At 48.7% G+C, this 25091-nt stretch carries 21 protein-coding genes and 1 tRNA gene; 9 read left to right on the top strand and 13 right to left on the bottom strand.

Going from position 1 to position 25091, the window contains the following annotated elements:
• Positions 1-146: 146 nt before the first annotated feature.
• From EB241_RS07845 to EB241_RS07835, 3 genes are all read left to right on the top strand, one after another.
• Positions 147-779 (top strand): hypothetical protein, encoded by a 633-nt coding sequence (locus tag EB241_RS07845; RefSeq protein ID WP_124232644.1) that lies wholly within the window; start codon positions 147-149, stop codon positions 777-779.
• Positions 780-1108: 329 nt separating this feature from the next.
• Positions 1109-2569 carry a cardiolipin synthase gene (cls, locus tag EB241_RS07840; RefSeq protein ID WP_124232643.1) on the top strand — a complete coding sequence of 487 codons (1461 nt, stop codon included), beginning with the start codon at positions 1109-1111 and terminating at the stop codon, positions 2567-2569.
• Positions 2570-2614: 45 nt separating this feature from the next.
• Positions 2615-2938: an HI1450 family dsDNA-mimic protein gene (locus tag EB241_RS07835; protein WP_124232642.1), complete on the top strand. Its 324-nt coding sequence runs from the start codon at positions 2615-2617 to the stop codon at positions 2936-2938.
• Positions 2939-3084: 146 nt separating this feature from the next.
• On the opposite strand, the gene oppF is transcribed toward EB241_RS07835, so the two are convergent.
• From oppF to EB241_RS07800, 7 genes are all read right to left on the bottom strand, one after another.
• The gene (gene oppF, locus EB241_RS07830) at positions 3085-4086 is read right to left on the bottom strand and encodes a murein tripeptide/oligopeptide ABC transporter ATP binding protein OppF (protein ID WP_124232641.1); all 1002 of its coding nucleotides are present in this window, start codon (positions 4084-4086) and stop codon (positions 3085-3087) included.
• The gene (oppD, locus tag EB241_RS07825) at positions 4083-5096 is read right to left on the bottom strand and encodes an ABC transporter ATP-binding protein (RefSeq protein ID WP_124232640.1); all 1014 of its coding nucleotides are present in this window, start codon (positions 5094-5096) and stop codon (positions 4083-4085) included. Before oppD ends, oppF begins: the two co-directional genes overlap by 4 nt.
• A 10-nt stretch (positions 5097-5106) precedes the next feature.
• A complete protein-coding gene (oppC, locus tag EB241_RS07820; RefSeq protein WP_124232639.1) occupies positions 5107-6015 on the bottom strand; it encodes an oligopeptide ABC transporter permease OppC in 909 nt (302 codons plus the stop codon).
• 14 nt (positions 6016-6029) lie between these two features.
• Positions 6030-6950, bottom strand: a complete 921-nt coding sequence (gene oppB / locus EB241_RS07815; protein ID WP_124232638.1) for an oligopeptide ABC transporter permease OppB — start codon at positions 6948-6950, stop codon at positions 6030-6032.
• A 79-nt stretch (positions 6951-7029) separates the two neighbouring features.
• Positions 7030-8661, bottom strand: a complete 1632-nt coding sequence (oppA, locus tag EB241_RS07810) for an oligopeptide ABC transporter substrate-binding protein OppA (RefSeq protein ID WP_124232637.1) — start codon at positions 8659-8661, stop codon at positions 7030-7032.
• Between the two features lie 167 nt (positions 8662-8828).
• Positions 8829-10418 (bottom strand): ABC transporter substrate-binding protein, encoded by a 1590-nt coding sequence (locus EB241_RS07805; protein WP_124232636.1) that lies wholly within the window; start codon positions 10416-10418, stop codon positions 8829-8831.
• A gap of 666 nt (positions 10419-11084) precedes the next feature.
• The gene (locus EB241_RS07800) at positions 11085-11732 is read right to left on the bottom strand and encodes a YchE family NAAT transporter (protein ID WP_124232635.1); all 648 of its coding nucleotides are present in this window, start codon (positions 11730-11732) and stop codon (positions 11085-11087) included.
• Positions 11733-12225: 493 nt separating this feature from the next.
• Here EB241_RS07800 and adhE point away from each other — a divergent pair, with 493 nt between their 5' ends.
• Positions 12226-14904, top strand: coding sequence for a bifunctional acetaldehyde-CoA/alcohol dehydrogenase (gene adhE / locus EB241_RS07795; protein ID WP_124232634.1), 2679 nt, complete (start codon positions 12226-12228; stop codon positions 14902-14904).
• Between the two features lie 215 nt (positions 14905-15119).
• Here adhE and tdk read toward each other — a convergent pair whose 3' ends face one another.
• Positions 15120-15737 carry a thymidine kinase gene (tdk, locus tag EB241_RS07790; protein ID WP_124232633.1) on the bottom strand — a complete coding sequence of 206 codons (618 nt, stop codon included), beginning with the start codon at positions 15735-15737 and terminating at the stop codon, positions 15120-15122.
• Between the two features lie 523 nt (positions 15738-16260).
• Here tdk and hns point away from each other — a divergent pair.
• Positions 16261-16668, top strand: a complete 408-nt coding sequence (gene hns / locus EB241_RS07785) for a histone-like nucleoid-structuring protein H-NS (RefSeq protein ID WP_124232632.1) — start codon at positions 16261-16263, stop codon at positions 16666-16668.
• A gap of 54 nt (positions 16669-16722) precedes the next feature.
• On the opposite strand, the gene EB241_RS07780 is transcribed toward hns, so the two are convergent.
• From EB241_RS07780 to rssA, 5 genes are all read right to left on the bottom strand, one after another.
• Positions 16723-17730: an NAD-dependent epimerase gene (locus EB241_RS07780; RefSeq protein WP_124232631.1), complete on the bottom strand. Its 1008-nt coding sequence runs from the start codon at positions 17728-17730 to the stop codon at positions 16723-16725.
• A gap of 14 nt (positions 17731-17744) precedes the next feature.
• Complete coding sequence (locus EB241_RS07775; RefSeq protein ID WP_124232630.1) at positions 17745-19085, bottom strand: UDP-glucose dehydrogenase family protein; 1341 nt, start codon at positions 19083-19085, stop codon at positions 17745-17747.
• A 26-nt stretch (positions 19086-19111) separates the two neighbouring features.
• Positions 19112-20020, bottom strand: a complete 909-nt coding sequence (galU, locus tag EB241_RS07770; RefSeq protein WP_124232629.1) for a UTP--glucose-1-phosphate uridylyltransferase GalU — start codon at positions 20018-20020, stop codon at positions 19112-19114.
• 196 nt (positions 20021-20216) lie between these two features.
• The gene (gene rssB, locus EB241_RS07765) at positions 20217-21230 is read right to left on the bottom strand and encodes a two-component system response regulator RssB (protein WP_124232628.1); all 1014 of its coding nucleotides are present in this window, start codon (positions 21228-21230) and stop codon (positions 20217-20219) included.
• 102 nt (positions 21231-21332) lie between these two features.
• On the bottom strand, positions 21333-22232 hold the full coding sequence (gene rssA / locus EB241_RS07760; RefSeq protein ID WP_124232627.1) for a patatin-like phospholipase RssA: 900 nt from the start codon (positions 22230-22232) through the stop codon (positions 21333-21335).
• Positions 22233-22336: 104 nt separating this feature from the next.
• Here rssA and EB241_RS07755 point away from each other — a divergent pair, with 104 nt between their 5' ends.
• From EB241_RS07755 to xthA, 4 genes are all read left to right on the top strand, one after another.
• On the top strand, positions 22337-22795 hold the full coding sequence (locus EB241_RS07755) for a YchJ family protein (RefSeq protein ID WP_124232626.1): 459 nt from the start codon (positions 22337-22339) through the stop codon (positions 22793-22795).
• A gap of 46 nt (positions 22796-22841) precedes the next feature.
• The gene (purU, locus tag EB241_RS07750) at positions 22842-23690 is read left to right on the top strand and encodes a formyltetrahydrofolate deformylase (protein WP_124232625.1); all 849 of its coding nucleotides are present in this window, start codon (positions 22842-22844) and stop codon (positions 23688-23690) included.
• 174 nt (positions 23691-23864) lie between these two features.
• Positions 23865-23949, top strand: a tRNA-Tyr gene (locus tag EB241_RS07745).
• Between the two features lie 315 nt (positions 23950-24264).
• The gene (gene xthA / locus EB241_RS07740) at positions 24265-25071 is read left to right on the top strand and encodes an exodeoxyribonuclease III (RefSeq protein ID WP_124232624.1); all 807 of its coding nucleotides are present in this window, start codon (positions 24265-24267) and stop codon (positions 25069-25071) included.
• Positions 25072-25091 lie beyond the last annotated feature (20 nt).

The raw sequence follows: 25091 nt of genomic DNA, 5'->3' as shown, positions 1-25091 counted from the left end.
GTATAAAAGCGCAAAATATTATTAACCGGCTGGCCCCTGATGCCCCGCCTGCGACAGCATTGGCCTGTTATTGATAAAAAATCGGTGCGGCGATACAATTGCCGCTAACAGTGCGGCTATTTTTTAGCCGACAGAAAGGGGGCGATATGCCAGCAAAATTGCTCAATGCGGCAAAAGTTAACCAGGTTTTCGCTCATTTGAACGAAAGCGAGGATAACAGTACCCTCTATTCCGCTCTGGCCGCGGGGACAAGCGTTGAAATCAGAGGCATCACTCTATCACCCGGTTATCGCCTTGTCCGCGTAGACGGACGACTTTCCGACCGTCTGAGTCAAAACCATTTCGAATTGGCACTTATTAATGATGTGTCCGAGGATATTGCTTATTATAACAGGGTCGTTATCCAGCCTGACACATTCCTCAACTGCCGACCTGTCACTCAGGTGCTGGTATGGCGTACCCAGAAGCCAAAACACCGAAAAGAACTTCATGAGCTGGCAGGAACCATTTTTTTTAGCTATCTGCTTGAGCAATATGACGTTATTGTCTCTGATATGAATCAAACTCATGATGGTATGTCTTTCTGGCAGGCGAGAATGTACGACGCCCTGGCATATGGTTTTAAAGTTTATGCTTACGACATGCTCAGCTGTGACCTGCATGAAATGAGATCGGATGATGATGTTGGTCATTACGAACAGTGGCTGTGGGGGAATCCTCAGCAACATCAGAACAGACTCGCCATCATCTCAAAGCTCCAGCTTCCTGCCAGTTTTTGATAAAGACACGGCTGCCTGTACCCTGCTTTCTATCAGAATCTTCCCACACATCTGCAAAATTTGGTGCTGAACACAGCCCATCCGTATTGTCAGATCGGCGGTAGTTATTGACTTACCTGCCCACCACCTGACCTGACGCGATATGTGACATTGGCCAACGATATTTTTGCCCGGACTCACCCCGGCCTCTTCGATCGGAATAAGTGCGGCAGATGGCAAACACCCCCGACGTCCGCCATACCAGATGGCTTCAGAGCAGAAAAGGTTTCGTCAATTGCCATCTGCACGTAAACTCTCTCTACTTAAGGGTGAACGGGACGTCCACTGACATGTCGACTTTTTATACTGTACTCAGTTGGCTGCTGGTTTTTGGTTACTGGCTGCTGATTGCTGGGATCACGCTACGTATTCTGATGAAACGTCGTGCAGTGCCTTCCGCCATGGCCTGGCTGTTGATTATTTACATACTGCCACTGGTGGGTATCATCGCTTACCTGTCATTTGGTGAACTGCATTTAGGAAAGCGTCGTGCCGAACGCGCCCGCACCATGTGGCCTTCCACTGCTCGCTGGTTAAGTGAGCTGAAATCCTGCCACCAGATTTTTGCCAACGATAACAGCGATGTTGCCCGATCGCTTTTTCAGTTGTGTGAAAATCGTCAGGGCGTTGCCGGTGTTAAAGGCAATCAGTTGCAGCTGCTCACCTCCACCGATGACACCCTCCATGCACTGATCCGCGATATTCAGCTGGCACGGCATAACATTGAAATGGTGTTTTATATCTGGCAGCCCGGCGGACTGGCTGATGAGGTAGCCGAATCCCTGATGGCTGCTTCACGACGCGGTGTTCACTGTCGTCTGATGCTGGACTCGGCCGGAAGCGTGCAGTTTTTCCGCAGCCCGTGGGCCACCATGATGCGTAATGCAGGAATTGACGTAGTAGAATCACTCAAGGTCAGTCTGCTGCGTGTTTTTCTTCGCCGTATGGATCTGCGCCAGCACCGGAAAGTGGTGTTAATTGATAACTATATTGCCTATACCGGCAGCATGAATCTGGTGGATCCGCGCTATTTCAAACAGGATGCGGGCGTTGGCCAGTGGATTGATCTCATGGCGCGAATGGAAGGCCCTGTCGCCACCACGATGGGAATTATCTATTCCTGTGACTGGGAGATTGAAACCGGTAAGCGTATTTTGCCACCGCCACCTGATGGTAATATCATGCCTTTCGAACAGGAGAGCGGCCATACTATCCAGGTGATTGCCTCCGGCCCCGGCTTCCCGGAAGATTTGATTCATCAGGCACTGCTAACCGCCGTCTACTCTGCCCGCGAGCAGCTGATTATGACCACGCCATACTTCGTGCCCAGTGACGACCTGCTCCATGCTATCTGTACCGCATCTCACCGTGGCGTGGATGTCAGCATTATCGTGCCACGGCATAACGACTCCGTGCTGGTGGGATGGGCCAGTCGGGCTTTTTTTGCCGAGCTACTGGATGCGGGCGTTAAGATTTATCAGTTTGAAGACGGTTTGCTGCATACCAAAAGCGTACTGGTAGACGGTCAGTTAAGCCTGGTCGGCACGGTCAATCTGGATATGCGTAGCCTGTGGCTTAATTTTGAAATCACGCTGGTGATTGATGATGATGGTTTCGGCAGCGATCTGGCTCGCGTACAGGATGATTATATTGCCCGTTCGCGACTGGTAGATGAAAAACGCTGGTCACGTCGTGCTTACTGGCAGCGAATTGTTGAACGGCTGTTTTACTTCTTCAGCCCTTTACTGTAAAACGAGCGGGATTGCACAGCGCCTGCGGGCCTTATGGGAAATGCTATGGATTTGAATAACCGCCTTACCGATGATGAAACGCTTGAACAAGCCTATGATATTTTTCTTGAACTGGCAGCAGACAATCTCGACCCGGCCGATATTATCCTGTTCAATCTTCAGTTTGAAGAACGCGGCGGCGCGGAGCTGTTTGACCCTTCAGACGACTGGGTAGATCATGTCGATTTCGACCTGAACCCGGATTTTTTCGCCGAAGTGGTGATTGGACTGGGTGAAGCCGAAGGCGAGCCTGTAACTGACATATTTGCACGCGTACTGATGTGCCGCGAAAAAGATAACAAGCTCTGCCACATTCTGTGGCGTGAATAAACAGTGCAGACACTCTCCCGCTGATTAGACAAAAACGCGTCTTTACCCTGTGCGTCTCGCCCATCCCTGCCGCAAGACGCATTACCTCCCCCGCCGTTTCACTAACATGTCACACAAGCGAACATACTCAACAGGCAGAGATATAGTTACATAGGATCCACCTTCAGACAGGATACGGCATGGCGGAAACTACCCTCAAGCAGTGGACGGGTTTTAGCACATTCAGGCCCGGCAATCGGGCAACGGGTGCGGAACACACAGCCAGATGGCGGGTTAATGGGAGACGGCAGTTCACCTTCCAACAGCTGAATAACCTTGTTTTTCTCCAGATCCGGGTCGGGGATCGGGACCGCCGACATCAACGCCCTTGTGTAGGGATGCTGTGGATTCTGATACACCTCATCATAGGTCCCCAGCTCTACCGCATGGCCTAAATACATCACCAGCACCCGGTCGGAGATATGTTTAACCACCGCCAGATCGTGAGCAATAAAGATCAGCGACAGCCCCATTTCACGCTGCAATTTTTGCAGCAGATTAACCACCTGCGCCTGGATTGAAACGTCAAGTGCAGAAACCGGCTCGTCACAGATAATCAGCTTCGGTTCAAGGATCAGCGCACGGGCGATACCGATGCGCTGGCACTGACCGCCGGAAAACTCATGAGGATAGCGGTTAATCAGGTTTGGCAACAGACCCACTTTCATCATCATCGCCTTGACCCGCTCTTTAACTTCTTCGCGGGGCATTTGAGGATGATAAGTGCGAAGCGGTTCCGCAATGATTTCACCGATGGTCATGCGTGGATTAAGGGAAGCAAGTGGATCCTGGAAAATCATCTGAATATCACTGCGCGCCCTGCGCCACTCCTCCTCACTCTGCCCCAGTAAATCACGTCCCAACCAGGCAACACGCCCTTCGGTGGCTTTAACCAGGCCAATAATGGCGCGTGCCAGGGTAGATTTGCCACAGCCAGATTCACCGACCACGCCCAGCGTTTCCCCTTCATACAGGCGAAGGCTGACGCCATCAACGGCCTTAAGGCTTTTCGGCGGCTGCCAGAACCACTGATGACCATCCCTGATGGCAAAATGGACCTTCAGATCGGCAATTTCCAGCAGGACTTGTTTTTCCGCTACCGCACTCATACCAGTTCCTCCAGGGGTTTAAAGCAGGCACGCTCACGTCCTTGTGCAAACGGCATCAGGGGAGGTGCAGAGGAGCACACTGCCATCGCATGAGAGCAGCGTGGCTGGAAAGGACAGCCTTGCGGCAAACGCAGAAGATTAGGTGGATTACCGGGAATAGTCGTCAGCGAATCCCCCTCTGCATCAAGACGGGGCACGGCGTTAAGCAGACCAATTGAATAGGGATGGGTTGGCTGATAAAAGACATCCCTTGCCCTGCCGTATTCCATGGTTCTGCCGGCATACATCACCAGAACCTGGTCACAAATCCCGGCTACCACGCCAAGATCATGGGTGATCATAATGATTGCCGTATTGAATTCTCTTTTCAGATCGTTCAACAGCATCATAATCTGTGCCTGTACCGTCACATCAAGCGCGGTGGTCGGTTCATCAGCAATAAGCAGTTTTGGCCGACATAACAGCGCCATAGCGATCATCACTCGCTGGCGCATTCCGCCTGAGAACTCATGCGGGTACATCTTCATCCGTTTACGCGCTTCGGGCATTTTAACCGCGTCCAGCATTTTCACCGACGCTTCAAAAGACTGCGAACTGCTCATCCCTTTGTGAAGTTTGAGTACTTCCATCAGCTGATCGCCCACGCGCATATAAGGATTAAGCGAGGTCATCGGGTCCTGAAAAATCATGGCGATCTGCTCGGCCCGCAGGCGATTTAGCTGTTTCTCCGGTAGATTAAGGATTTCATTACCATTAAACAGGGCCGACCCACCGATCCGACCATTGCTGGCCAGTAAGCCCATCAGCGCGAAAGCGGTTTGTGATTTACCGGAACCGGACTCGCCCACGATACCGAGTGTTTCACCCGCCCGGAGACTAAAGTTCAGGTCGTTAACCGCCGTAACATCACCGTCTGGCGTGCCAAAAGTGACCCGCAAATCTCTTACGCTAAGTAAAAACTCGCTGTGCGCATCTTTCGCCACGGCTGGCTGTAATTCAGTAACATGCATCGGCAACTCCTTAGCGATCTTTCGGGTCGAGGGCATCACGCAGGCCATCACCGATAAAATTAAAACAGAACAGCGTAATTACCAGGAATCCCGCCGGGAACAACAGTAACCACGGAGATACTTCCATTGAATTCGCACCGTCGCTGAGTAAGGCTCCCCAGCTACTAAGTGGCTCCTGTGTTCCCAGGCCAAGAAAGCTGAGGAAAGATTCAAACAGGATCATACTCGGCACCAGAAGAGAGGCATACACCACCACGACACCCAGCACGTTTGGCACAATGTGCTTTAACACAATACGGGTGGTGGAAACGCCGCCGACCTGAGCGGCCTCAATAAACTCTTTGCGCTTAAGGCTTAGTGTCTGGCCGCGAACGATACGCGCCATATCCAGCCAGGAAACCAGCCCAATGGCGACAAATATCAGCAGTATGTTACGGCCAAAAAAGGTTACCAGCAGGATCACAAAGAACATGAACGGAAAGGAATTAAGGATCTCCAGCAGCCGCATCATTATCGAGTCAGTTTTGCCACCAAGATACCCGGCCAGCGATCCATAAAGCGTGCCCACCAGCACGGCGACCATCGCGGAAGCAATGCCCACCATCAACGAAATGCGACCACCAATTGCCACCCTGACCAGCAGGTCACGACCGGACGAATCCGTGCCAAAATAATGTTTTGTGGCGATGTCCGGTGCAGTTGACATCATGCCCCAGTCAGTGTCGTCATAGGTAAATGATGACATCATCGGCGCAAATACGACAAATAAACCGATAAGCAGCAGAACCAACAGGCTGGCCAGTGCGGCCCGGTTATGGATAAACCGTCGTCGCGCATCCTGCCAGAGGCTTCGACCTTCTATCTCCAGCCTCTCGCTGAGGGTGTCGAGAGCGGCGCTATTTTTTTTACTTAACATCATTGCCTGCTCCAGAATCAGTAACGAATTTTTGGATCGATAACCGCATACAGCACGTCAACAATCGCATTAAAGAGAATGGTTAAAGCGCCCACCAGAATAGTCAGACTCAACACCAGCGAATAGTCCCGGTTAAGCGCCCCATTGACAAACAGCTGGCCGATTCCCGGCAGACCATAGATGGTTTCAATCACCATTGAACCAGTGATAATGCCAACAAAGGCAGGGCCGAGATAGGATATGACTGGCAACATTGCCGGTTTTAGCGCGTGTCGCAGTACGATACGGTGCATTGGCAGTCCCTTGGCGCGTGCGGTACGGATAAAGTTGGAGTGCAGCACTTCGATCATCGAGCCGCGGGTAATGCGGGCGATGCTGGCAATATAGGCCAGTGACAGTGCCACCATCGGCAGGATCATAAATTTCAGTTGTCCTCCGTTCCAGCCTCCCCCAGGTAACCATTTAAGCGCAATGGCAAAGATCAGAACCAGCAGCGGCGCGACAACAAAGCTTGGGATCACCACGCCGGTCATCGCCACGCCCATTACCATAAAGTCCCACTTGCTGTTCTGCTTCAGCGCAGCGATAACACCTGCCGTAACCCCCAAAATTATCGCCAGAATAAACGCGGCCAGACCCAGTTTGGCCGATACCGGAAAAGCATGCCCTACCAGGTAATTAACCGAATAGTCTTTGTATTTAAATGAAGGTCCGAAGTCGCCATGCGCCAGTTGCAACAAATAATCGCTGTACTGCTTCCAGATGGGATCGTGCAGATGATATTTAGCTTCGATGTTGGCCATGACTTCCGGTGGCAGCGTTCGCTCACCGGTAAAAGGACTGCCTGGTGCCAGTCGCATCATAAAGAAAGAGATGGTGATTAAAATAAGTAACGTCGGAATCGCTTCAAGAAAACGACGTAAAATAAACTTTAACATTGCCCGTACCTGCTGGCCTGTGCCTCAGCACGGCTTAAAAACAGTGACAGAGGGAAGGATCCCTTCCCCCACATTGCCATTAGTGTTTGATAATATACAAATTTTTATCGTAAACGTTGTCCAGAGCATCTTTACCGGTGTAGCCACCCACATAGGTTTTAACCAGACGGGCATTCACGTAATAGTAAACCGGTGCGATAACGGAATCTTTATCCAGCACCTGCTCGGCTTTGGCATAGAAGCCGCTGCGGTCTTTTTCATCACTTGCCTTACCTGCCGCAGCCATCACCTTATCGAACTCCGCAGATGAATAGTGAGAAGTGTTGATGCTACTACCACTTAACATGGTGTTAAGGAATGAGGTGGGCTCGTTGTAATCCGCACACCACGCAGAACGTGCCACATCAAAGGTCCCCTGGTGACGGGTATCCAGGAAGGTTTTCCATTCCTGATTGTTGAGCTTGATATTTATGCCCAGGTTTTTCTTCCAGATCGATGAGGCGGCAATAGCCAGTTTTTTGTGCAGGTCAGAGGTGTTGTAAAGCAGTTCAAAGCTTAACGGCTTATCCGCAGTGTAACCGGCTTCCGCCAGCAGCTTTTTCGCCTCTTCGTTACGTTTTTCCTGTGACCAGGTAGTCCACTCTGGTTTGATTAATGTGGCGCCGTCTGTCGCCGGTGGCGTAAAGCTCCAGGCAGGTAATTGTCCCTGTGCCAGCACCTTATTCACCATAATGTCACGATCCAGGCCCAGTTTCAGCGCGGTACGCACGCGCACATCGTTGAAAGGTGGTTTCTGGTTATTGATTTCGTAGTAATAAGTACAGAGGTAAGGATCAACATGCAGGTCTTTAGGATTATCACGCTGAAGTTTTTTGAACAGCTCAATGGGCATATTGTTATACGTCATATCGCTGCCACCGTTACTAAAGTAGCGGTTGACGTCTCCCACCTCAGAAGAAATAGGTAGAAAGGTGACTTTTTCGAGTTTTGTATTGGCATTATCCCAGTAGTCCGGGTTACGTACTACAACGATACTTTCATTAATGACATGGCTTTGTAACTTAAATGCACCATTACCCACCCAGTTTTCAGGTTGGGTCCACTTATCGCCAAATTTATCAACGGCGGGCTTGTAGACAGGTGACATTGAGGAGTGAATCAGAAGCTTATAGAAATACGGTACAGATTCCGTCAGTGTTACCTGCAAGGTATGCGCATCCAGGGCCTTCACACCCAATGTATCAGGCGACTTTTTACCGGCGATGATATCATCAACATTTTCCAGATGACCGTATTGCAGATAGCTGGCATAGGGAGAAGCCGTTTTGGGATCGGCAAGACGCTGCCAGCTGTACACAAAGTCCTGGGCCGTGACGGGTTCGCCGTTAGACCATTTGGCGTTGTTACGCAGGTGGAAGGTCCATACCTTGCCGTCTTTGTTTTCCCAACTTTCTGCCACGCCAGGAACAGGATGCCCCTGCAAATCGCTGATGACCAGCCCTTCCAGCAGATCGCGGCTAACGTTGGATTCCGGGGTACCTTCAATTTTGTGCGGATCAAGCGACTGCACTTCGCTACCGTTACCTTTTACCAGTTCCTGTTTTGCTGCCAGCTCGACACCCGCCGGGATCGTTGCTGCCATTGCCACAGGGCCCGCCAGTGCAGTCAGTACGCCCAGAGCAACCAGGCTTTTTTTGGTGATGTTGATCATGTAATTATTAACTCCAGTTATATTTATTGCTGCTGTACTCATGGCTTGTCCGCGACATTCATCAACCGGATATCTCAGTTGCCGAAGCAGTGGCATCTGTAGCCGTTTTTACTTTACCTTTACTGTCAGCTTTCACCCCGGTCAACCCATCCCGGCCTCTGACAGTTTCAATGTTTAATAATGTAGTAATAGTGCAAACCAGTCAGATCCTGCGGATCTTTGCCGGTAAAACCACCTACCCAGGGTTTTACCAGCCGGCTGCTTACCCGGTAATACACCGGAACAATCGGAGAATCACTGTCGAGTTGCTGTTCAGCCTGCTGATAATACTCCGCCCGCTGACGATCGCTGTTGGCTGTTAACGTTTTTGCCATCAACGCATCAAATTTTTCGCTGTGGTAAAACGCCGTGTTGACAGACGAGTTGCTTAACATGGCGTTAAGGAAGGTGGACGGCTCGTTGTAATCAGCGCACCATGTGGCACGCGCCACGTCAAAATTCCCCTGATGACGGGTATCCAGCATGGTTTTCCATTCCTGATTGTTTAAACTTACGTTGGCGCCGAGGTTCTTTTTCCACATTGAGGCGGCAGCGATAGCCTGCTTTTGATTAACATCAGAAGAGTTGTACAGCAGGGTAAAACTCAGAGGGTTATCGGAACTGTACCCCGCTTCCTTCAGTAGTTTTTTTGCCTGTTGGTTGCGCTGCTGTTGAGTCAGAGTCATCCAGTCTGGCTGGGTGAAATGCGCACCATCAATAAACGGTGGTGTAAAGGTACCCGCCGGGATCTGTCCCTGTGCCATGATTTTTTCTGTGATAATGCGCCGATCGAGCGTTAATTTAACCGCAGTGCGCACGCGTGGATCGTTAAAGGGGGGACGTTTATTATTCAGTTCATAATAAAATGTGCACAGCAGCGGGTTGACATGCACTTGTGTTCCCAAGGTTTTTTTCAGCATCGGGAATTGTTCCGGGGGCAATACGCTGTAGGTGATATCAATTTCACCGCTACGATAGCGATTAACATCAGCGGTAGTTGACGTGATTGGCAGGAAAGTCCCTCTGCTGATGACCGTTTTATTATCATTCCAGTACAACGGGTTACGCTTTACTTCAATCTTTTCATTAATCACCCAGTCACTGAGTGTATAAGCACCATTGCCAACATAGTGGCCCGAAAGCGTCCACTTATCGCCCCATTTTTCCAACACCTGCCGGTTAACTGGCATCATCGAGGTGTTGGCTACAAGGGTAATAAAATAGGGTACCGGTTCCGTGAGAGTAACCTGCAGATGATGCTGGTCAATCGCTCTCACCCCAAGTGTTTGCGGGGCTTTTTTCCCGGCGAGGATCGCGTCGATATTGCCAATGTGGGCATATTGCAGGTAGCTGGCGTAGGGGGATGCGGTGGCAGGATCTGCCAGCCTCTGCCAGCTGTAGACAAAATCTGCCGCCGTAACAGGATCACCATTACTCCATTTTGCCTCTTTTCTGAGAGTGAAAGTCCAGATTTTATCCCGATCGCTGTGCCAGCTTTCCGCCACGCCTGGCACAAGTCGCCCGTTGTTGTCCGTTGTCACCAGCCCTTCAAGCAGGTTCATAATCACGCTGCTTTCAGGAACCCCTTCAGTCTTCTGAGGATCAAGGGATGAGACCTCACCACCATTGTTAATAACGATGGACTGCTCAGAAGCAAGGGTGACATCTGACGGCACGCTGGCGGCAAATGCATGGCTGGTAACAACAGCCATACTCATCAATATGGCCTGATACCTCGGACGACTGACAAAAAATGAACGTTTCATTAAGGGTAAGCAACCTGTGTTAATTATTATCTTGAACCATCAATCAGCAATCAGCAATCGTGTGGCACAACCACCATGCACAACTGATGCCAGGTATTCTTTGCACTTTGACAGAACACGGTTTAAGCAGCGAACCCAGAATGGCGGGGTTGTTAACTATTTCTTTTTTATCATGAGATTTTTCCCAGGTGAAGCATTATTTCATATAAAAAAATAATATTTAAGCTAATAAAATCAACAAATTATAAAAAATAATAACCATTACCCCAATAAACAATGGGATTTTGTCAATAAATTAAAGCACTTATAGCAGTTAAGCAACTTTTTAGCTTTATATCTTTAAATGACACCTTTTCATAGTTTATAAAGCTTATTTATTGCGATGGATAAGCATTAAAATCTGAATTAAAATAACACAGCTACACATTATCTTCTTTTACATTAACCAGTTGCAGTAATTATACTAATAATATTATTAAAATGTTAAGACACGCGAATATTCTAGCCATAATGAGAGATAAAAAAGCCGGATAGCACCAAAATGGTGCACAGGTTGATGACCAGCGAAAAAAAAGCGCATGATATGCGCTTTAACATCGAGTTTACAGTCAGAGATTTTTAGCTGGCCAGCCCCGGAAACAGCGCTTTAATCCCGGTCACCACAAACTCTATCCCCAGAGCCATAAGCAATAATCCCATGATCCTGGTAATAACGTTGATTCCTGTTTGTCCCAACGCACGCACCATTAATGGTGCCGCACGAAACAACAGCCAGCAACAGGCGGCAAATAACCCCACTGATATGCTGAAACCAATCAGATTCTGCCAACTGTGATATCGCGAGCTCCAGACGATGGTTGAGCTGATCGCGCCCGGTCCGGCCATCAGCGGTAAGGCCAGTGGCACCACGCCAATACTCTCCCTGATAGCAGTTTCTGACTTCTCCTGTTTGTTCTGCTTATCTTCCCCCAACTTACCGCTGATCATTGACATCGCAATGGTTACCACCAGAATCCCGCCTGCAATGCGAAAAGAATCAATGGAAATACCAAAGAAATGCAAAATAATGTCCCCAAGAAACAGGGAGGTCCATAAAATAATTGCCACTGAAAGATTGGCCGTCAGATTGGTTTTATTACGGGCAGCAGGCACCTGATAACTGGTCATGCTGATAAAAACAGGAATAACGCCAAACGGATTGACAAGGGCAAAAAGTCCAACGAAAAATTTTATATAAATGGAAAAATCGAAAAGTGCCGGGTTCACACTAAGCTCCTGAGCAGGCCAATTTACTGATGGCTAATTTAATGGAAAATCATCGCTGTTACTATGCACATAATCAGGTGTTTTTATCTGCTCTGGAGCCTTTGGATTGGCAGTAAAAACCACATGAAAAACAATAATTAGCAAATAAACCTGCAGGATTATTTTTGGAATAATTACCTGCATCAAAAACCACCTCAAGCACCGCAAAAGGTCAAGCTGAAAGGAGTCAGCTTTCTCATGGCATGACCCAGATCAATATTATCAAAATGCATTGTGCGTAAGATTTATCATTATGCTTAGGCAGGCAACCATAGTCGCAACGTCTTCCCATCAGGTTTTAATTATTAGACTCTTTCAGTAAATCATTGGAACTAAACGTTAAATTAGTACGGATAGCCACCCTTTTTATCGCAGCAAATTTATCTACCGTGGCTATACTCCCAGGTTCTGACTTGTTTACTAACAGAGTTTAAACTTCCTTCAGGAGAGCATTATGGCCGTTACTAATGTTGCCGAACTTAACGCACTGGTTGAACGTGTTAAAAAAGCACAGCGCGAATACGCCACTTTCACTCAAGAACAGGTTGACAAAATTTTCCGTGCTGCCGCCCTTGCTGCCGCTGATGCCCGCATCCCGCTGGCAAAAATGGCCGTGGCAGAATCAGGAATGGGAATTGTTGAAGACAAAGTCATCAAAAACCATTTCGCTTCTGAATATATCTACAATGCCTACAAGGACGAAAAAACCTGCGGTATCCTCAGCACTGATGAGACATTTGGTACAATTACCATCGCCGAGCCGACAGGTATTATCTGTGGTATCGTCCCCACGACCAACCCTACCTCCACCGCCATCTTCAAGGCACTGATTAGCCTCAAAACACGCAACGGTATTATTTTTTCGCCTCACCCAAGAGCCAAAAATGCCACCAATAAAGCGGCAGAGATTGTGCTCAAGGCTGCCATTTCAGCGGGTGCACCTAAAGATATCATCGGCTGGATTGATGTTCCGTCCGTCGAACTGTCCAATCAGCTAATGCACCACCCGGATATCAACCTGATCCTCGCAACCGGTGGTCCCGGTATGGTCAAGGCGGCCTATAGCTCAGGTAAACCCGCGATCGGTGTAGGCGCGGGCAACACGCCTGTGGTGATTGATGAGACGGCAGATATTAAACGCGCCGTAGCCTCAATCCTGATGTCAAAAACCTTTGATAACGGTGTTATTTGTGCGTCTGAACAATCCGTTATTGTGGTGGATTCCGTTTATGACGCGGTACGTGAGCGTTTTGCCAGCCACGGGGGCCATATTTTACAGGGCAAAGAGCTCAAAGCTGTTCAGGATGTTATCCTGAAAAATGGCGCACTTAATGCAGCGATCGTCGGACAGCCTGCGGTAAAAATTGCTGAAATTGCGGGAATCAGCGTTCCTGACAATGTAAAAATCCTGGTCGGCGAAGTTAAACTGGTCGATGAATCAGAACCTTTTGCTCATGAGAAGCTGTCACCTACCCTCGCCATGTACCGTGCCAAAGATTTTGAAGATGCGATCGGCAAAGCAGAGAAACTGGTGGCGATGGGCGGTATTGGCCACACCTCGTGCCTCTACACCGACCAGGACAACGAGCGCGAGCGCGTTAACCACTTTGGCGACAAAATGAAGACCGCGCGTATTCTGATTAATACCCCGGCCTCACAGGGCGGTATCGGTGACCTGTACAACTTCAAACTTGCCCCATCACTGACACTGGGCTGCGGCTCATGGGGTGGTAACTCCATTTCCGAAAACGTCGGACCTAAACATCTTATCAATAGAAAAACTGTGGCTAAGCGAGCAGAAAATATGTTGTGGCATAAACTTCCCAAGTCTATCTACTTCCGTCGTGGTTCGCTGCCAATCGCTATGGAAGAAGTGGCTACAGATGGAGCTAAGCGTGCCTTTATTGTCACTGACCGTTACCTCTTTAACAACGGGTATCCCGATCAAATTGTCTCAGTACTGAAAAAACACGGTATTGAGACAGAGGTGTTTTTCGACGTTGAAGCAGACCCTACGTTAAGTACCGTGCGCAAAGGGGCTGAACAGATGAATTCTTTTAAACCTGATGTGATTATTGCACTTGGTGGTGGCTCACCAATGGATGCGGCAAAAATTATGTGGGTAATGTATGAACATCCGCAGACCGCATTTGAAGAACTGGCGCTCAGGTTTATGGATATTCGTAAGCGCATCCACAAATTCCCTAAAATGGGTGTGAAAGCGAAGCTGATTGCGATCACCACAACATCGGGTACCGGATCTGAGGTAACTCCGTTTGCGGTGGTAACCGATGACAGCACCGGACAGAAATATCCGCTGGCGGATTATGCGCTGACACCTGATATGGCTATTGTCGACGCCAATTTGGTGATGGACATGCCAAAGTCCCTGTGTGCGTTCGGAGGCCTTGATGCGGTCACCCACTCACTGGAAGCGTACGTTTCTGTACTGGCTAACGAATACTCTGATGGACAGGCACTGCAGGCACTGAAATTGCTTCAGGAAAATCTGCCTGCCAGCTACCACCAGGGCGCAAAAAATCCGATTGCCCGTGAGCGCGTCCACAATGCTGCCACCATCGCTGGTATTGCTTTTGCGAATGCTTTCCTCGGCGTGTGCCACTCCATGGCCCACAAATTGGGGTCCGAATTCCACATTCCGCATGGTCTGGCCAACGCCCTGCTGATCTGCAACGTTATACGCTATAACGCGAATGATAATCCCACCAAACAAACCGCATTCAGTCAGTACGATCGACCTCAGGCACGCCGTCGCTACGCTGAAATAGCCGATCACCTTCGCCTCAGCGCTGCCGACGATCGCACCGCGCAGAAACTTGAAAAGCTGCTGCTATGGCTCGAAGGGATTAAGACTGAACTGGGTATTCCAAAGTCCATCCGCGAGGCCGGGGTTCAGGAGTCGGACTTCCTTGCAAAGGTTGATAAACTTGCAGAGGATGCATTAGATGACCAGTGTACCGGAGCCAACCCACGCTACCCACTGATTAGCGAACTGAAACAAATTATGCTCGACTCTTTTTATGGTCGTGAATTTACCGAGTCGTCTGCCATGGTAAGCGCTCCCGTCGAGGAAAAGGCAACAAAGCAGACGGAAAAGAAAGTCAAGAAATAAATATCGCCTGAAAGCGGGCAGTCCGTGACATTCCTGACGGCAGTCAGAAGAAAGAATGAAGCGGACTTCCCTCTGGCCTGAGTCCAACATTTCACCGGCTCAGGCTTTTTTTTGTCCCGTGTATCTTCTGCCAGATGGGATTTTATTCTGAACCAGATTAATATCTGCGGTGTACTGGTATTCACTCAGAATAGTTTCTGGCCGATAAGCACTGATTATTTAACACCCAGTTTTCCATTTACGGCACGTAAGCAATTCTGTTCAATTGCCACTTTGTAATGTTTGCGGCAAACCGAAACATAACGTTCGTTACCACCAATCACAACCTGTTCTCCCTCTTTAAAAGGCATACCTTTTTCATCAATTCTTAAAACCATCCCGGCTTTTCTGCCACAATGACAAACCGTTTTTAATTCGACAAGCTTATCTGACCACGCCAATAAATACTGACTTCCGCTAAATAATTCACCGCGAAAATCTGTACGCAAACCGTAACAAAGTACAGGTATATCCAGAACGTCCACCACATCAGATAAAGCTTTAACCTGTTCCCGCGTCAAAAACTGGCATTCATCAATCAAAACACAATGAACGGGATCCAGTTCATGTTCATAATTAATCTCAGCAATAAATTCCGTACCGTTATTATACAGTTTCGCTGCAGAAGAAAGTCCTATACGGGAACTGACCTTGCCATAGCCAAAGCGATTATCAACCTCGGCCGTATACACCAATGTACGCATACCGCGTTCAACGTAGTTATATGAAGATTGCAGCAAAGCCGTGGATTTTCCGGCATTCATGGCGGAATAATAGAAATAAAGCTGGGCCATCAGGCAGTGCTCCGTAAACAGGACTGGACAGTGATGTGCGCAATTATAGCATAGCTCCCCTCAAAGGCATTAATCACTGTTTTTCCCGGCATGTTCTGTTCATTTTGTCTGCCAATTTATGTTCGGTTCCCGTTTAACGACTAACCATAACAGCTCACTAAATAGTTTTCCCCTTAGCATTACATTGAAGCTAATGGATAAAAAAAACTCAAATCACCACACTAATATCTCCTGAGTTTTCTTCAAGTTAGCTTGGTTAGCCAATGAATTCTTTCACCAGAAAGATTAAATATCCTGCAATCAATTTAGTTACGTACGTAATCGAAAGAGTTTAGCTAAGTGCAGTAAAAGAATGTTTATTCAACTCTAATTAGTTGTCATACATCGTTAATAATCATTTCGCTAAATCATCGTCATTCCTTATTCTGACTATATTACAAAAATTACTATTGCAGTTCGTATTACTGCACTCTATTATTATCAGGCAGAACTACCCAACCCTTTATAATTTGAGATCAGGAACATGAGCGAAGCACTTAAAATTCTGAACAACATTCGTACTCTGCGCGCGCAGGCACGAGAGTGTTCACTTGAAACTCTGGAAGAAATGCTGGAGAAACTGGAAGTCGTTGTTACCGAACGTCGCGACGAAGAGCACCATGCTCAGGCTGAAATTGAAGAACGTAGCCGTAAACTACAACAATATCGCGAAATGTTGATTGCAGACGGTATTGACCCTAATGAATTACTTTCAACGCTGTCTGCCACTAAAACACCCGGCAAAACAAAGCGCGCAGCACGCCCTGCTAAATATAAGTATATAGATGAAAATGGCGAAACTAAAACATGGACAGGTCAGGGACGTACCCCTGCCGTGATTAAAAAAGCGATTGAAGAACAAGGTAAACAGCTGGAAGATTTCGTGCTGTAATCCTGCAATCAGCGATGATTTGTGCCCCCATCGTCAATGACAGGGGCACGAATATCAGACCTGATAAAATGAACGATACCAGCTCACAAAGTTTTTAATCCCTTCATCAATACTCGTCTGTGGTTTAAAACCAATCACATTGTACAGCTCCGAAGTATCCGCACTGGTTTCAAGGACATCCCCCGGTTGTATTGGCAGCATATTTTTATTGGCCTCGATCCCTAAGGCATTTTCCAGAGCGTTAATATACGCCATTAGTTTGACCGGACTACTGTTGCCGATATTATAAACGCGGTATGGCGCGGAACTGTCAGCAGCACTACCCTCTTCAACCGTCCAGCCTGCATCAGCTTGCGGAATGACATCCTGTAACCTGAATATTGCTTCGGTAATATCATCAATGTAGGTAAAATCACGCCGCATCTGACCGTTGTTATACACATCGATTTCCTCGCCAGCCAGCATAGCGCGGGTAAATTTAAACAACGCCATGTCAGGACGTCCCCAGGGGCCGTAGACGGTAAAAAAGCGAAGACCGGTAGTGGGTATGCCATAAAGATGTGAGTAGGTATGAGACATCAGCTCATTAGCTTTTTTTGTCGCTGCATAAAGTGAAATAGGATGATCGACAGAATCATCGGTAGAAAAAGGCAGTTTCCGGTTCAGGCCGTAGACTGAACTGGAGGAGGCGTAAAGCAGATGGGCAACCTTAGCGTGACGACATCCTTCCAGTATATTCAGATGACCGCTAATATTCGCGTCAATATAGGCTGAAGGATTTTCGAGCGAATAGCGGACACCAGCCTGGGCACCGAGATGGATAACGCGTTCAACGTTCTCTTTACTGAATAAAGACGCGATTCCCTCTCTGTCAGCAAGGTCAAGTTTAGCGAAAGAAAACGTAGAATAAGCGCGTAGTATATCAAGGCGGGCAAGTTTGAGTTTAACGTCGTAGTAATCATTCAGGTTGTCGAGACCGACAACCTGGTGACCGGCGCTGAGCAGACGTTGCGCAACATGAAAACCAATAAACCCTGCTGCGCCGGTAACCAGATATTTCATACTACCCTCATTAATTATGCAATTTGAACAGAAGCTCCGCGGCCGATTGCATAATAAACGAAACCGCGTTTGCTGACTCTTTCTGGATCATACAGGTTACGACCATCAAAAATCACGGGTTCTTTCAGGGCATTTTTAATGACATCGAAATCCGGTGCACGGAAGCTTTGCCATTCAGTACAGATAACCAAACCATCAGCCCCCTGCAAAGCGGCCTCTTTGGTTCCCATCAATTTCAAATCGTCACGATGGCCATAAATACGCTGTGCTTCATCCATCGCTTCAGGATCGAAAGCCTGAACGCTGGCCCCGGCCTGCCACAACGCTTCCATCAGGACACGGCTGGATGCCTCTCGCATATCATCGGTATTTGGCTTGAAAGACAGACCCCACAGTGCAAAAGTTTTACCCTGGAGATTGTCACCAAAGTGACGTTTGATAAAGGTTGGCAGCTTGTTCTTTTGTGAATCATTGACATCTTCCACGGCCTGGAGCAAACGTGGCTGATAACCAATTTGCTCAGCGGTGCGGATCAGCGCCTGCACATCTTTCGGGAAGCATGAGCCGCCGTAACCACAGCCGGGATAAATGAATGAATATCCGATACGTGAATCTGAGCCTATTCCCTGCCGGACTTTCTCAACATCGGCACCCAATCGTTCAGCAAGATTTGAGATCTCATTCATAAAGCTGATTTTAGTCGCCAACATGCAGTTGGCTGCATATTTGGTCAGTTCAGCACTACGAATATCCATCAGAATCATGCGATCATGATTACGGTTAAACGGCTCATAAAGCTCACGTAAAAGCTCCACGACAGCATCATTATCAGTACCGACGACGATACGCTCAGGACGCATACAATCCGCTACTGCCGCACCTTCTTTGAGAAATTCCGGGTTGGAAACCACATCAAAGGAAATATTAACACCCCGGGCTTTCAGGGTTTCTTCCATCACGGCACGAACGCGGTCGGCCGTACCTACAGGCACGGTCGATTTGTCGATAACAACTTTGCTATCTTCCATGTGTTGTGCAATGGTGCGGGCTACGGCAGTAACATATTTCAGATCGGCCGAACCGTCTTCATCAGGCGGTGTTCCCACCGCGATAAACTGCATAATACCGTGGTGCACGCCTTCTTCTGCATTGGTGGAAAACCTGAGCCGTCCTGACTCGTAGTTTTTCATCACCAGAGGCGTCAGACCCGGTTCAAAAATAGGAATGATCCCTTTCTTCAGATTGTCGACTTTTTTTTCGTCAACATCGATACAAAGAACGTCATGTCCGACTTCGGCCAGAACAGCAGCCTGAACCAGACCGACATAGCCGATACCAAATACGGTGACTTTCATTGAATTGTCCCGGTTAGAAATTAAAATTACTTTTTATTGCCCACGGTGCTTTCCAGCCAGGCTTTAAAATCGCTGCCCAGCGTATTGTGACGCACACCGTACTCAACGAAAGCCTGCATATAGCCCAGTTTATTACCACAGTCGTGGCTGATACCTTTAAGGTGGTATGCTTCAACCGTTTCTTTTTCCATCAGCATGGCAATGGAATCGGTCAGCTGAATTTCATCACCCGCACCCGGAGGCGTTTTAGCCAGTAAAGGCCAGATGTCTGCAGAGAGCACGTAACGGCCTACAACCGCCAGGTTGGAAGGTGCTTTATCTGCTTTCGGCTTCTCAACCACACCAACCATCGGTGCACTCTGGCCCTCGCTCAGCTCTGCCCCCTGGCAATCCACCACACCATAGGCGGTAACATCTGCAACAGGTTCAACCATTATCTGGCTGTGTCCTGTTTCGTCAAAGCGACGCATCATATCAGCCAGGTTGTCTTTAGACAGGTTTGATTCATATTCGTCAATAATGACGTCTGGCAGAATAACGGCCACTGGTTCGTTACCCACAACCGGATAAGCACACATCACAGCGTGACCCAGGCCTTTTGCCAGCCCCTGCCGTACTTGCATGATAGTGACATGAGGTGGGCAGATGGACTGAATTTCTTCCAGTAGTTGACGCTTTACGCGTTTTTCCAACATTGCTTCCAGCTCAAAACTGGTATCGAAGTGGTTTTCAATGGAATTCTTCGATGAGTGCGTAACCAGCACAATCTCGTTAATTCCGGCGGCGATACACTCATTAACGACATACTGAATTAACGGCTTATCAACCAGCGGCAGCATCTCTTTTGGGATCGCCTTGGTGGCTGGCAACATGCGAGTACCCAAACCTGCTACAGGGATAACCGCTTTTTTTACTTTGGACTTATAGGCAGACATCAAAGTACCTCTCTTATAGGCCGTTCAAGTTATTACTTGATATGTCGAGTTAAAAAACGAAGTGAGTATACCAGCTGAATCCAGGTGGATTTATCCTGGTTAAACAATTTCAGCGTAAATTAAGATTATTACCCAATTGTAAAGCCGTTTTTGGCCCTTTGTGTACGCCCCGACAATAAACACTCACAGATATTGTTCAATTCGCTGACAACATCAGGCGCAGCTTGCCTCCTGCCCCCCATACCTGACACTGCCACGCATCGCATTTCTGCGTCATCTGATTAACATAGGGGCTTCCCAGCGTGCCGAGAGGCAGGCCATTACTGAGTTGAATTTGGTGGGTATTAATATTGAGTGTGGCATTTAAGCCCGCGGAAACCAGAACCAGATTTTTAATTCCCTGGTGATAATACCCCACCAGTAAAGGAAACTGCCCTGTCAGATTCGCCTGCCGCAGAAGCTGATTGACTTGTTTCAACAATGACGTTAATTCCGGCAACTCTTGTGCATGACCAGATAATTGCTCCTGCAACAGACCATTGAATAACGCACGAAGCAACAACGCTGCCAGCACGCCATTATTACCCGCTCGTGTTACATCCAGACAATAAAATGCCAGGTCATGCTCTGACAACGCGGCGACATCCAGAACCAGTCCAGGTTGCTCCGCCATTGTTAATTGCCGGTAATTAATACGACAGTGGGCAATCGTCTGCTGCACAGGAGGCTGCAATTGCTGTAGCAGTTTAGCCGCAGCCGCTGGATCGCTCACCAGGGCATCCCAATCCTGGAAAAGTTGTTCGTCTTCCTCAACCTTGGAAGTAAACATTGATGGATACAGGCATTCGTAGACGGCGTCACGTACCCGACCCAAATCTTTCAGTGGCTTAAGTAAGATATCCTGTACGCCCAGTCGCAGAACCTGTGCAATATCAGACATGTTTTCGGTTGCGGAAATCACCAGCACAGGTAGGTCGCTGCCTTTACTTTTAAGATGCTCAACCAGTTTGATTCCATTCATTCGTGGCATCGCAAGGTCACAAATAATAAGGTCAACCGCATGATGCTGCATCAAATCCAGCGCCTGAAGCCCATCGTCAGCGAGCACAGTGGCGGCGCCAAGATCGGCCAGAAAATTACCCAGCAGAGAGCGGAAAACGATCTCGTCTTCAACGATCAGAATCTGTTTACCATTTAATGGCTTCTCCATTCTCCCCCCTTGTACACCGGCTTAATCAATAGTGGCTCATAAACCACGATTGCGCCTCTCCGATTTTTCTGCGGCAGTTCCATTTTAATCCGGCAGCTCCTGTCATCGAACCAGTGGGAGCAGTTCATCTATTTTTTTCTCCACAGCACGCTTCCCGGCTTCAATCGCTTCTTCAGCACGGTGAAAATCCAGCGTGGATATCTGCGGACATAACGGCTGAATCAACACATCCGGGGGGTCGCCAGCCATACGATTCCTTTTAACGCGATTTTCCAATACCTGAATTGAAGTGGACATAATTTGCATTGCGCCAGGCATCTGATTCACTTTACGCGGTACACCACGTGAAAAACTTTGTCGCAGCCTCCCTGTCCAGCTGGTGGCAGCAGCAATAGCTTCCTCTTCCTCAGCATGAGACGTGGCGGACATCAAATCTTGCTGCATCAGATGGGCGTCATGCTGAAGATCAACAGCAATAACAATATCGGCACCCAGGGCACGGGTCAGGGAAACGGGAACGGGATTAACGACTGCGCCGTCCACCAGCCAGTAGCCGTTCCACGCAACCGGGGCAAGTAAACCCGGAATACTGCATGAGGCCCGTATTGCCTGATGTAAGTCACCTTCCGTCAGCCACAGTTCCCGCCCGGTACTCAGATTGGTTGTTACGGCGCCAAATGGCATCGCACACTGTTCGATAAGGTCATGACTGACCAGACGACGAATATGGTTAAAGACACGTTCCCCTCGCAGCAATCCGCCCCGACGCCACGAAAAATCCATCAGCCGAATCACATCCCAGTAGCTGAACGAACGAACCCAGGTTTCCAGTAGCGGCAGGCGTTTACTGGCATACACCGCCCCCACCAGGGCCCCGACAGAACATCCCGCTACCAAATCCACTTTAATCCCGATACTTTCCAGCGCCTTGAGTACGCCAATATGAGCCCACCCACGGGCAGCACCCGAACCCAGTGCCAATCCTATTTTAACCTGTCTCATTGAACCTCGGGTGTTCGCTTAACTAACACATGGCATCATCAGCGCCGCTCAGTTACCATGATGCCAAACGTATTCGATCTTTAAAATATGCTCGTGAGGTGGATGTGTCCGAACCCTGTCCGTGCTGTAGCGGATTGCAGTATAACCTATGTTGTCAGCCCTGTCTGAGCGGTAAGACGTTGCCGAGCACACCAGAAGTCCTGATGCGTTCACGCTATACCGCCTATGCCAAAAAGGACACAGACTATCTGATGGCGACATGGCATCCGGCCTGCCAACCAGCGCGTTTTCGCACCAGCATTGAACAGAGCGCTTCCGAAACAGAATGGCTCAGCCTGCATGTTATTTCAGCACAAGTTGGTAGGGATAACGCCGAGGGATACGTGACATTTTTTGCCCGTTACTCTGAAAATCAACGTGAACGCTTTATTCATGAGCGTTCCCGCTTTCTCAAGGTGGATCAACGCTGGTATTATATGGACGGTACATACCCTGTGACAGGGCGGAATGACCGGTGTCCATGCGACTCCAGTAAAAAATTCAAAAAATGTTGTGGCCAGTAACGGCCTTTCCCCGATCAAGAGTTGCTTCAACAGGATTACCATCGCAATGCACGCTCAAACACCGCAACGAAAAGTTTTACGCACTATTTGCCCGGACGCAAAAGGTCTGATCGCCAAAATCACCAACATTTGTTACAAGCACGAGCTGAATATTGTGCAAAACAACGAGTTCGTTGATCACCACACCGGGCGCTTTTTCATGCGCACCGAACTTGAGGGGATCTTCAATGACAATACGCTACTGGCCGATCTTGACAGCGCATTGCCTGCCGGTTCAGTACGTGAGCTGAACGCCGTGGCAAACCGTCGCATTGTCATACTGGTGACGAAAGAAGCACATTGTCTGGGCGATTTGCTGATGAAAAGCGTCTACGGCGGGCTGGACGTGGAAATTGCTGCGGTGGTTGGTAATCATGAAACCCTGCGCTCGCTGGTTGAACGTTTTGATATTCCGTTTATTCTGGTCAGTCACGAAGGCTTAACCCGCGAACAGCACGATAACAATATGGCGGCGGAAATCGATCGCTATCAGCCCGATTATGTGGTGCTGGCAAAATATATGCGGGTGCTAACACCGGCGTTTGTCCAACGCTATCCCAATCAAATCATCAATATTCATCATTCATTTCTGCCCGCCTTTGTCGGTGCACGCCCCTATCATCAGGCATACGAGCGGGGGGTAAAAATTATCGGTGCAACGGCTCACTATGTTAATGACAGTCTGGATGAAGGCCCGATCATTATGCAGGATGTCATTCACGTTGATCATACGTACAGCGCCGAAGACATGATGCGTGCCGGGCGTGATGTTGAAAAAAATGCGTTGAGTCGCGCGCTTTATGAAGTTTTGGCACAGCGCGTATTTGTCTATGGCAACCGCACCATCATTCTGTAATCCTTACAGGAGTGCATCCTGGCGATAAAAGCTGCACTCCGCGTAAAAAAACGGCAAACGATATTAATTCCCTGAGCACAGGCTTTACAGCGGCACATCATCTGATATGATGCGCCCCACTTAAACGACTGGCAGTCAGACCAGCTGGCAGTTTAGTGTAAAAAACTTCCCCATGGTGGGGTTCCCGAGCGGCCAAAGGGAGCAGACTGTAAATCTGCCGTCATCGACTTCGAAGGTTCGAATCCTTCCCCCACCACCATCCTGCCCTGCTACTCAGGCGCATCACGTACTAATCCGGTTAATATTCATTAAGTTAGCATCACTCATCATAATGCAACGTGCGAAACACAACACCCTGCGTGATGAATAATACCCTGCCATCATCTGATACAGTCTGTTCTTGCGTAATACGCCATTTTTCCCGCTGAATGACAGAATCATCCCCTGGATGAAAGGATTACCCCTTCTTCCGCGCCGACGTTTTATACTGGTTATCATCAGCGTTCAGGATGACATTAACTGTCTTACTCTGCTAACATTCCCGCTTCTTTTTCCCTCTCAGGCGGCCGCCAAAATGAAATTCGTTTCTTTTAATATCAACGGGCTGCGCGCCCGTCCTCATCAACTTGAAGCTATTATTGACCAGCATCAGCCAGATGTGATTGGTCTCCAGGAAACCAAAGTTCATGATGATATGTTTCCTCTGGAAGACGTTGAAAAGCTGGGCTATCACGTGTTTTATCACGGGCAGAAAGGTCATTATGGCGTAGCACTGCTCACCCGAGATCGGCCGGTTATGATTCGTCGCGGATTCCCTGATGACCAGGACGATGCCCAGCGCCGGGTGATCATGGCAGATATTTCCAGTCCGTTGGGCACCATCACCGTGATCAATGGTTATTTTCCGCAGGGGGAAAGTCGCGACCACCCCACCAAGTTTCCTGCCAAGGCCAAATTTTATCTCGACCTGCAAAACTATCTTGAACGCGAGCTTAACGCCAACAATCCGCTGCTGATCATGGGCGATATGAACATCAGCGCTTCCGATCTGGATATTGGCATTGGCGAAGATAACCGTAAACGCTGGCTACGGACGGGCAAGTGCTCTTTTCTGCCGGAAGAACGGGAATGGATGGATAATCTGATTAACTGGGGCCTGGTGGATACCTGGCGTGCACATAATTTGCAGGTCAGTGACCGTTTTTCCTGGTTCGACTATCGTTCAAAAGGCTTTGATGATAACCGGGGACTGCGTATCGATCTGCTGCTGGCCAGTAAGCCACTGGCCGACCGCTGTGTGGCAACCGGGATTGACTATGCCATTCGCAGCATGGAAAAGCCCTCTGACCACGCCCCGGTTTGGGCAGAGTTCAGCCTGTGATCGCCGCTCCCGGTTTGGGC

The sequence above is a fragment of the Erwinia psidii genome, from assembly GCF_003846135.1.
GTDB classification, from domain to species: Bacteria; Pseudomonadota; Gammaproteobacteria; order Enterobacterales; family Enterobacteriaceae; genus Erwinia; species Erwinia psidii.
Note: the sequence above shows the minus strand (reverse complement) of the source record. Positions and strands in the feature narration are given on the sequence as shown.

Bases quoted from the DNA above. Each gene is read 5' to 3' on its own strand.
- EB241_RS07845 (WP_124232644.1), top strand. From the start codon at position 147: ATGCCAGCAAAATTGCTCAATGCGGCAAAAGTTAACCAGGTTTTCGCT.
- cls (WP_124232643.1), top strand. From the start codon at position 1,109: ATGTCGACTTTTTATACTGTACTCAGTTGGCTGCTGGTTTTTGGTTAC.
- EB241_RS07835 (WP_124232642.1), top strand. From the start codon at position 2,615: ATGGATTTGAATAACCGCCTTACCGATGATGAAACGCTTGAACAAGCC.
- oppF (WP_124232641.1), bottom strand. From the start codon at position 4,086: ATGAGTGCGGTAGCGGAAAAACAAGTCCTGCTGGAAATTGCCGATCTG.
- oppD (WP_124232640.1), bottom strand. From the start codon at position 5,096: ATGCATGTTACTGAATTACAGCCAGCCGTGGCGAAAGATGCGCACAGC.
- oppC (WP_124232639.1), bottom strand. From the start codon at position 6,015: ATGATGTTAAGTAAAAAAAATAGCGCCGCTCTCGACACCCTCAGCGAG.
- oppB (WP_124232638.1), bottom strand. From the start codon at position 6,950: ATGTTAAAGTTTATTTTACGTCGTTTTCTTGAAGCGATTCCGACGTTA.
- oppA (WP_124232637.1), bottom strand. From the start codon at position 8,661: ATGATCAACATCACCAAAAAAAGCCTGGTTGCTCTGGGCGTACTGACT.
- EB241_RS07805 (WP_124232636.1), bottom strand. From the start codon at position 10,418: ATGAGTATGGCTGTTGTTACCAGCCATGCATTTGCCGCCAGCGTGCCG.
- adhE (WP_124232634.1), top strand. From the start codon at position 12,226: ATGGCCGTTACTAATGTTGCCGAACTTAACGCACTGGTTGAACGTGTT.
- tdk (WP_124232633.1), bottom strand. From the start codon at position 15,737: ATGGCCCAGCTTTATTTCTATTATTCCGCCATGAATGCCGGAAAATCC.
- hns (WP_124232632.1), top strand. From the start codon at position 16,261: ATGAGCGAAGCACTTAAAATTCTGAACAACATTCGTACTCTGCGCGCG.
- EB241_RS07780 (WP_124232631.1), bottom strand. From the start codon at position 17,730: ATGAAATATCTGGTTACCGGCGCAGCAGGGTTTATTGGTTTTCATGTT.
- EB241_RS07775 (WP_124232630.1), bottom strand. From the start codon at position 19,085: ATGAAAGTCACCGTATTTGGTATCGGCTATGTCGGTCTGGTTCAGGCT.
- galU (WP_124232629.1), bottom strand. From the start codon at position 20,020: ATGTCTGCCTATAAGTCCAAAGTAAAAAAAGCGGTTATCCCTGTAGCA.
- rssB (WP_124232628.1), bottom strand. From the start codon at position 21,230: ATGGAGAAGCCATTAAATGGTAAACAGATTCTGATCGTTGAAGACGAG.
- rssA (WP_124232627.1), bottom strand. From the start codon at position 22,232: ATGAGACAGGTTAAAATAGGATTGGCACTGGGTTCGGGTGCTGCCCGT.
- purU (WP_124232625.1), top strand. From the start codon at position 22,842: ATGCACGCTCAAACACCGCAACGAAAAGTTTTACGCACTATTTGCCCG.
- xthA (WP_124232624.1), top strand. From the start codon at position 24,265: ATGAAATTCGTTTCTTTTAATATCAACGGGCTGCGCGCCCGTCCTCAT.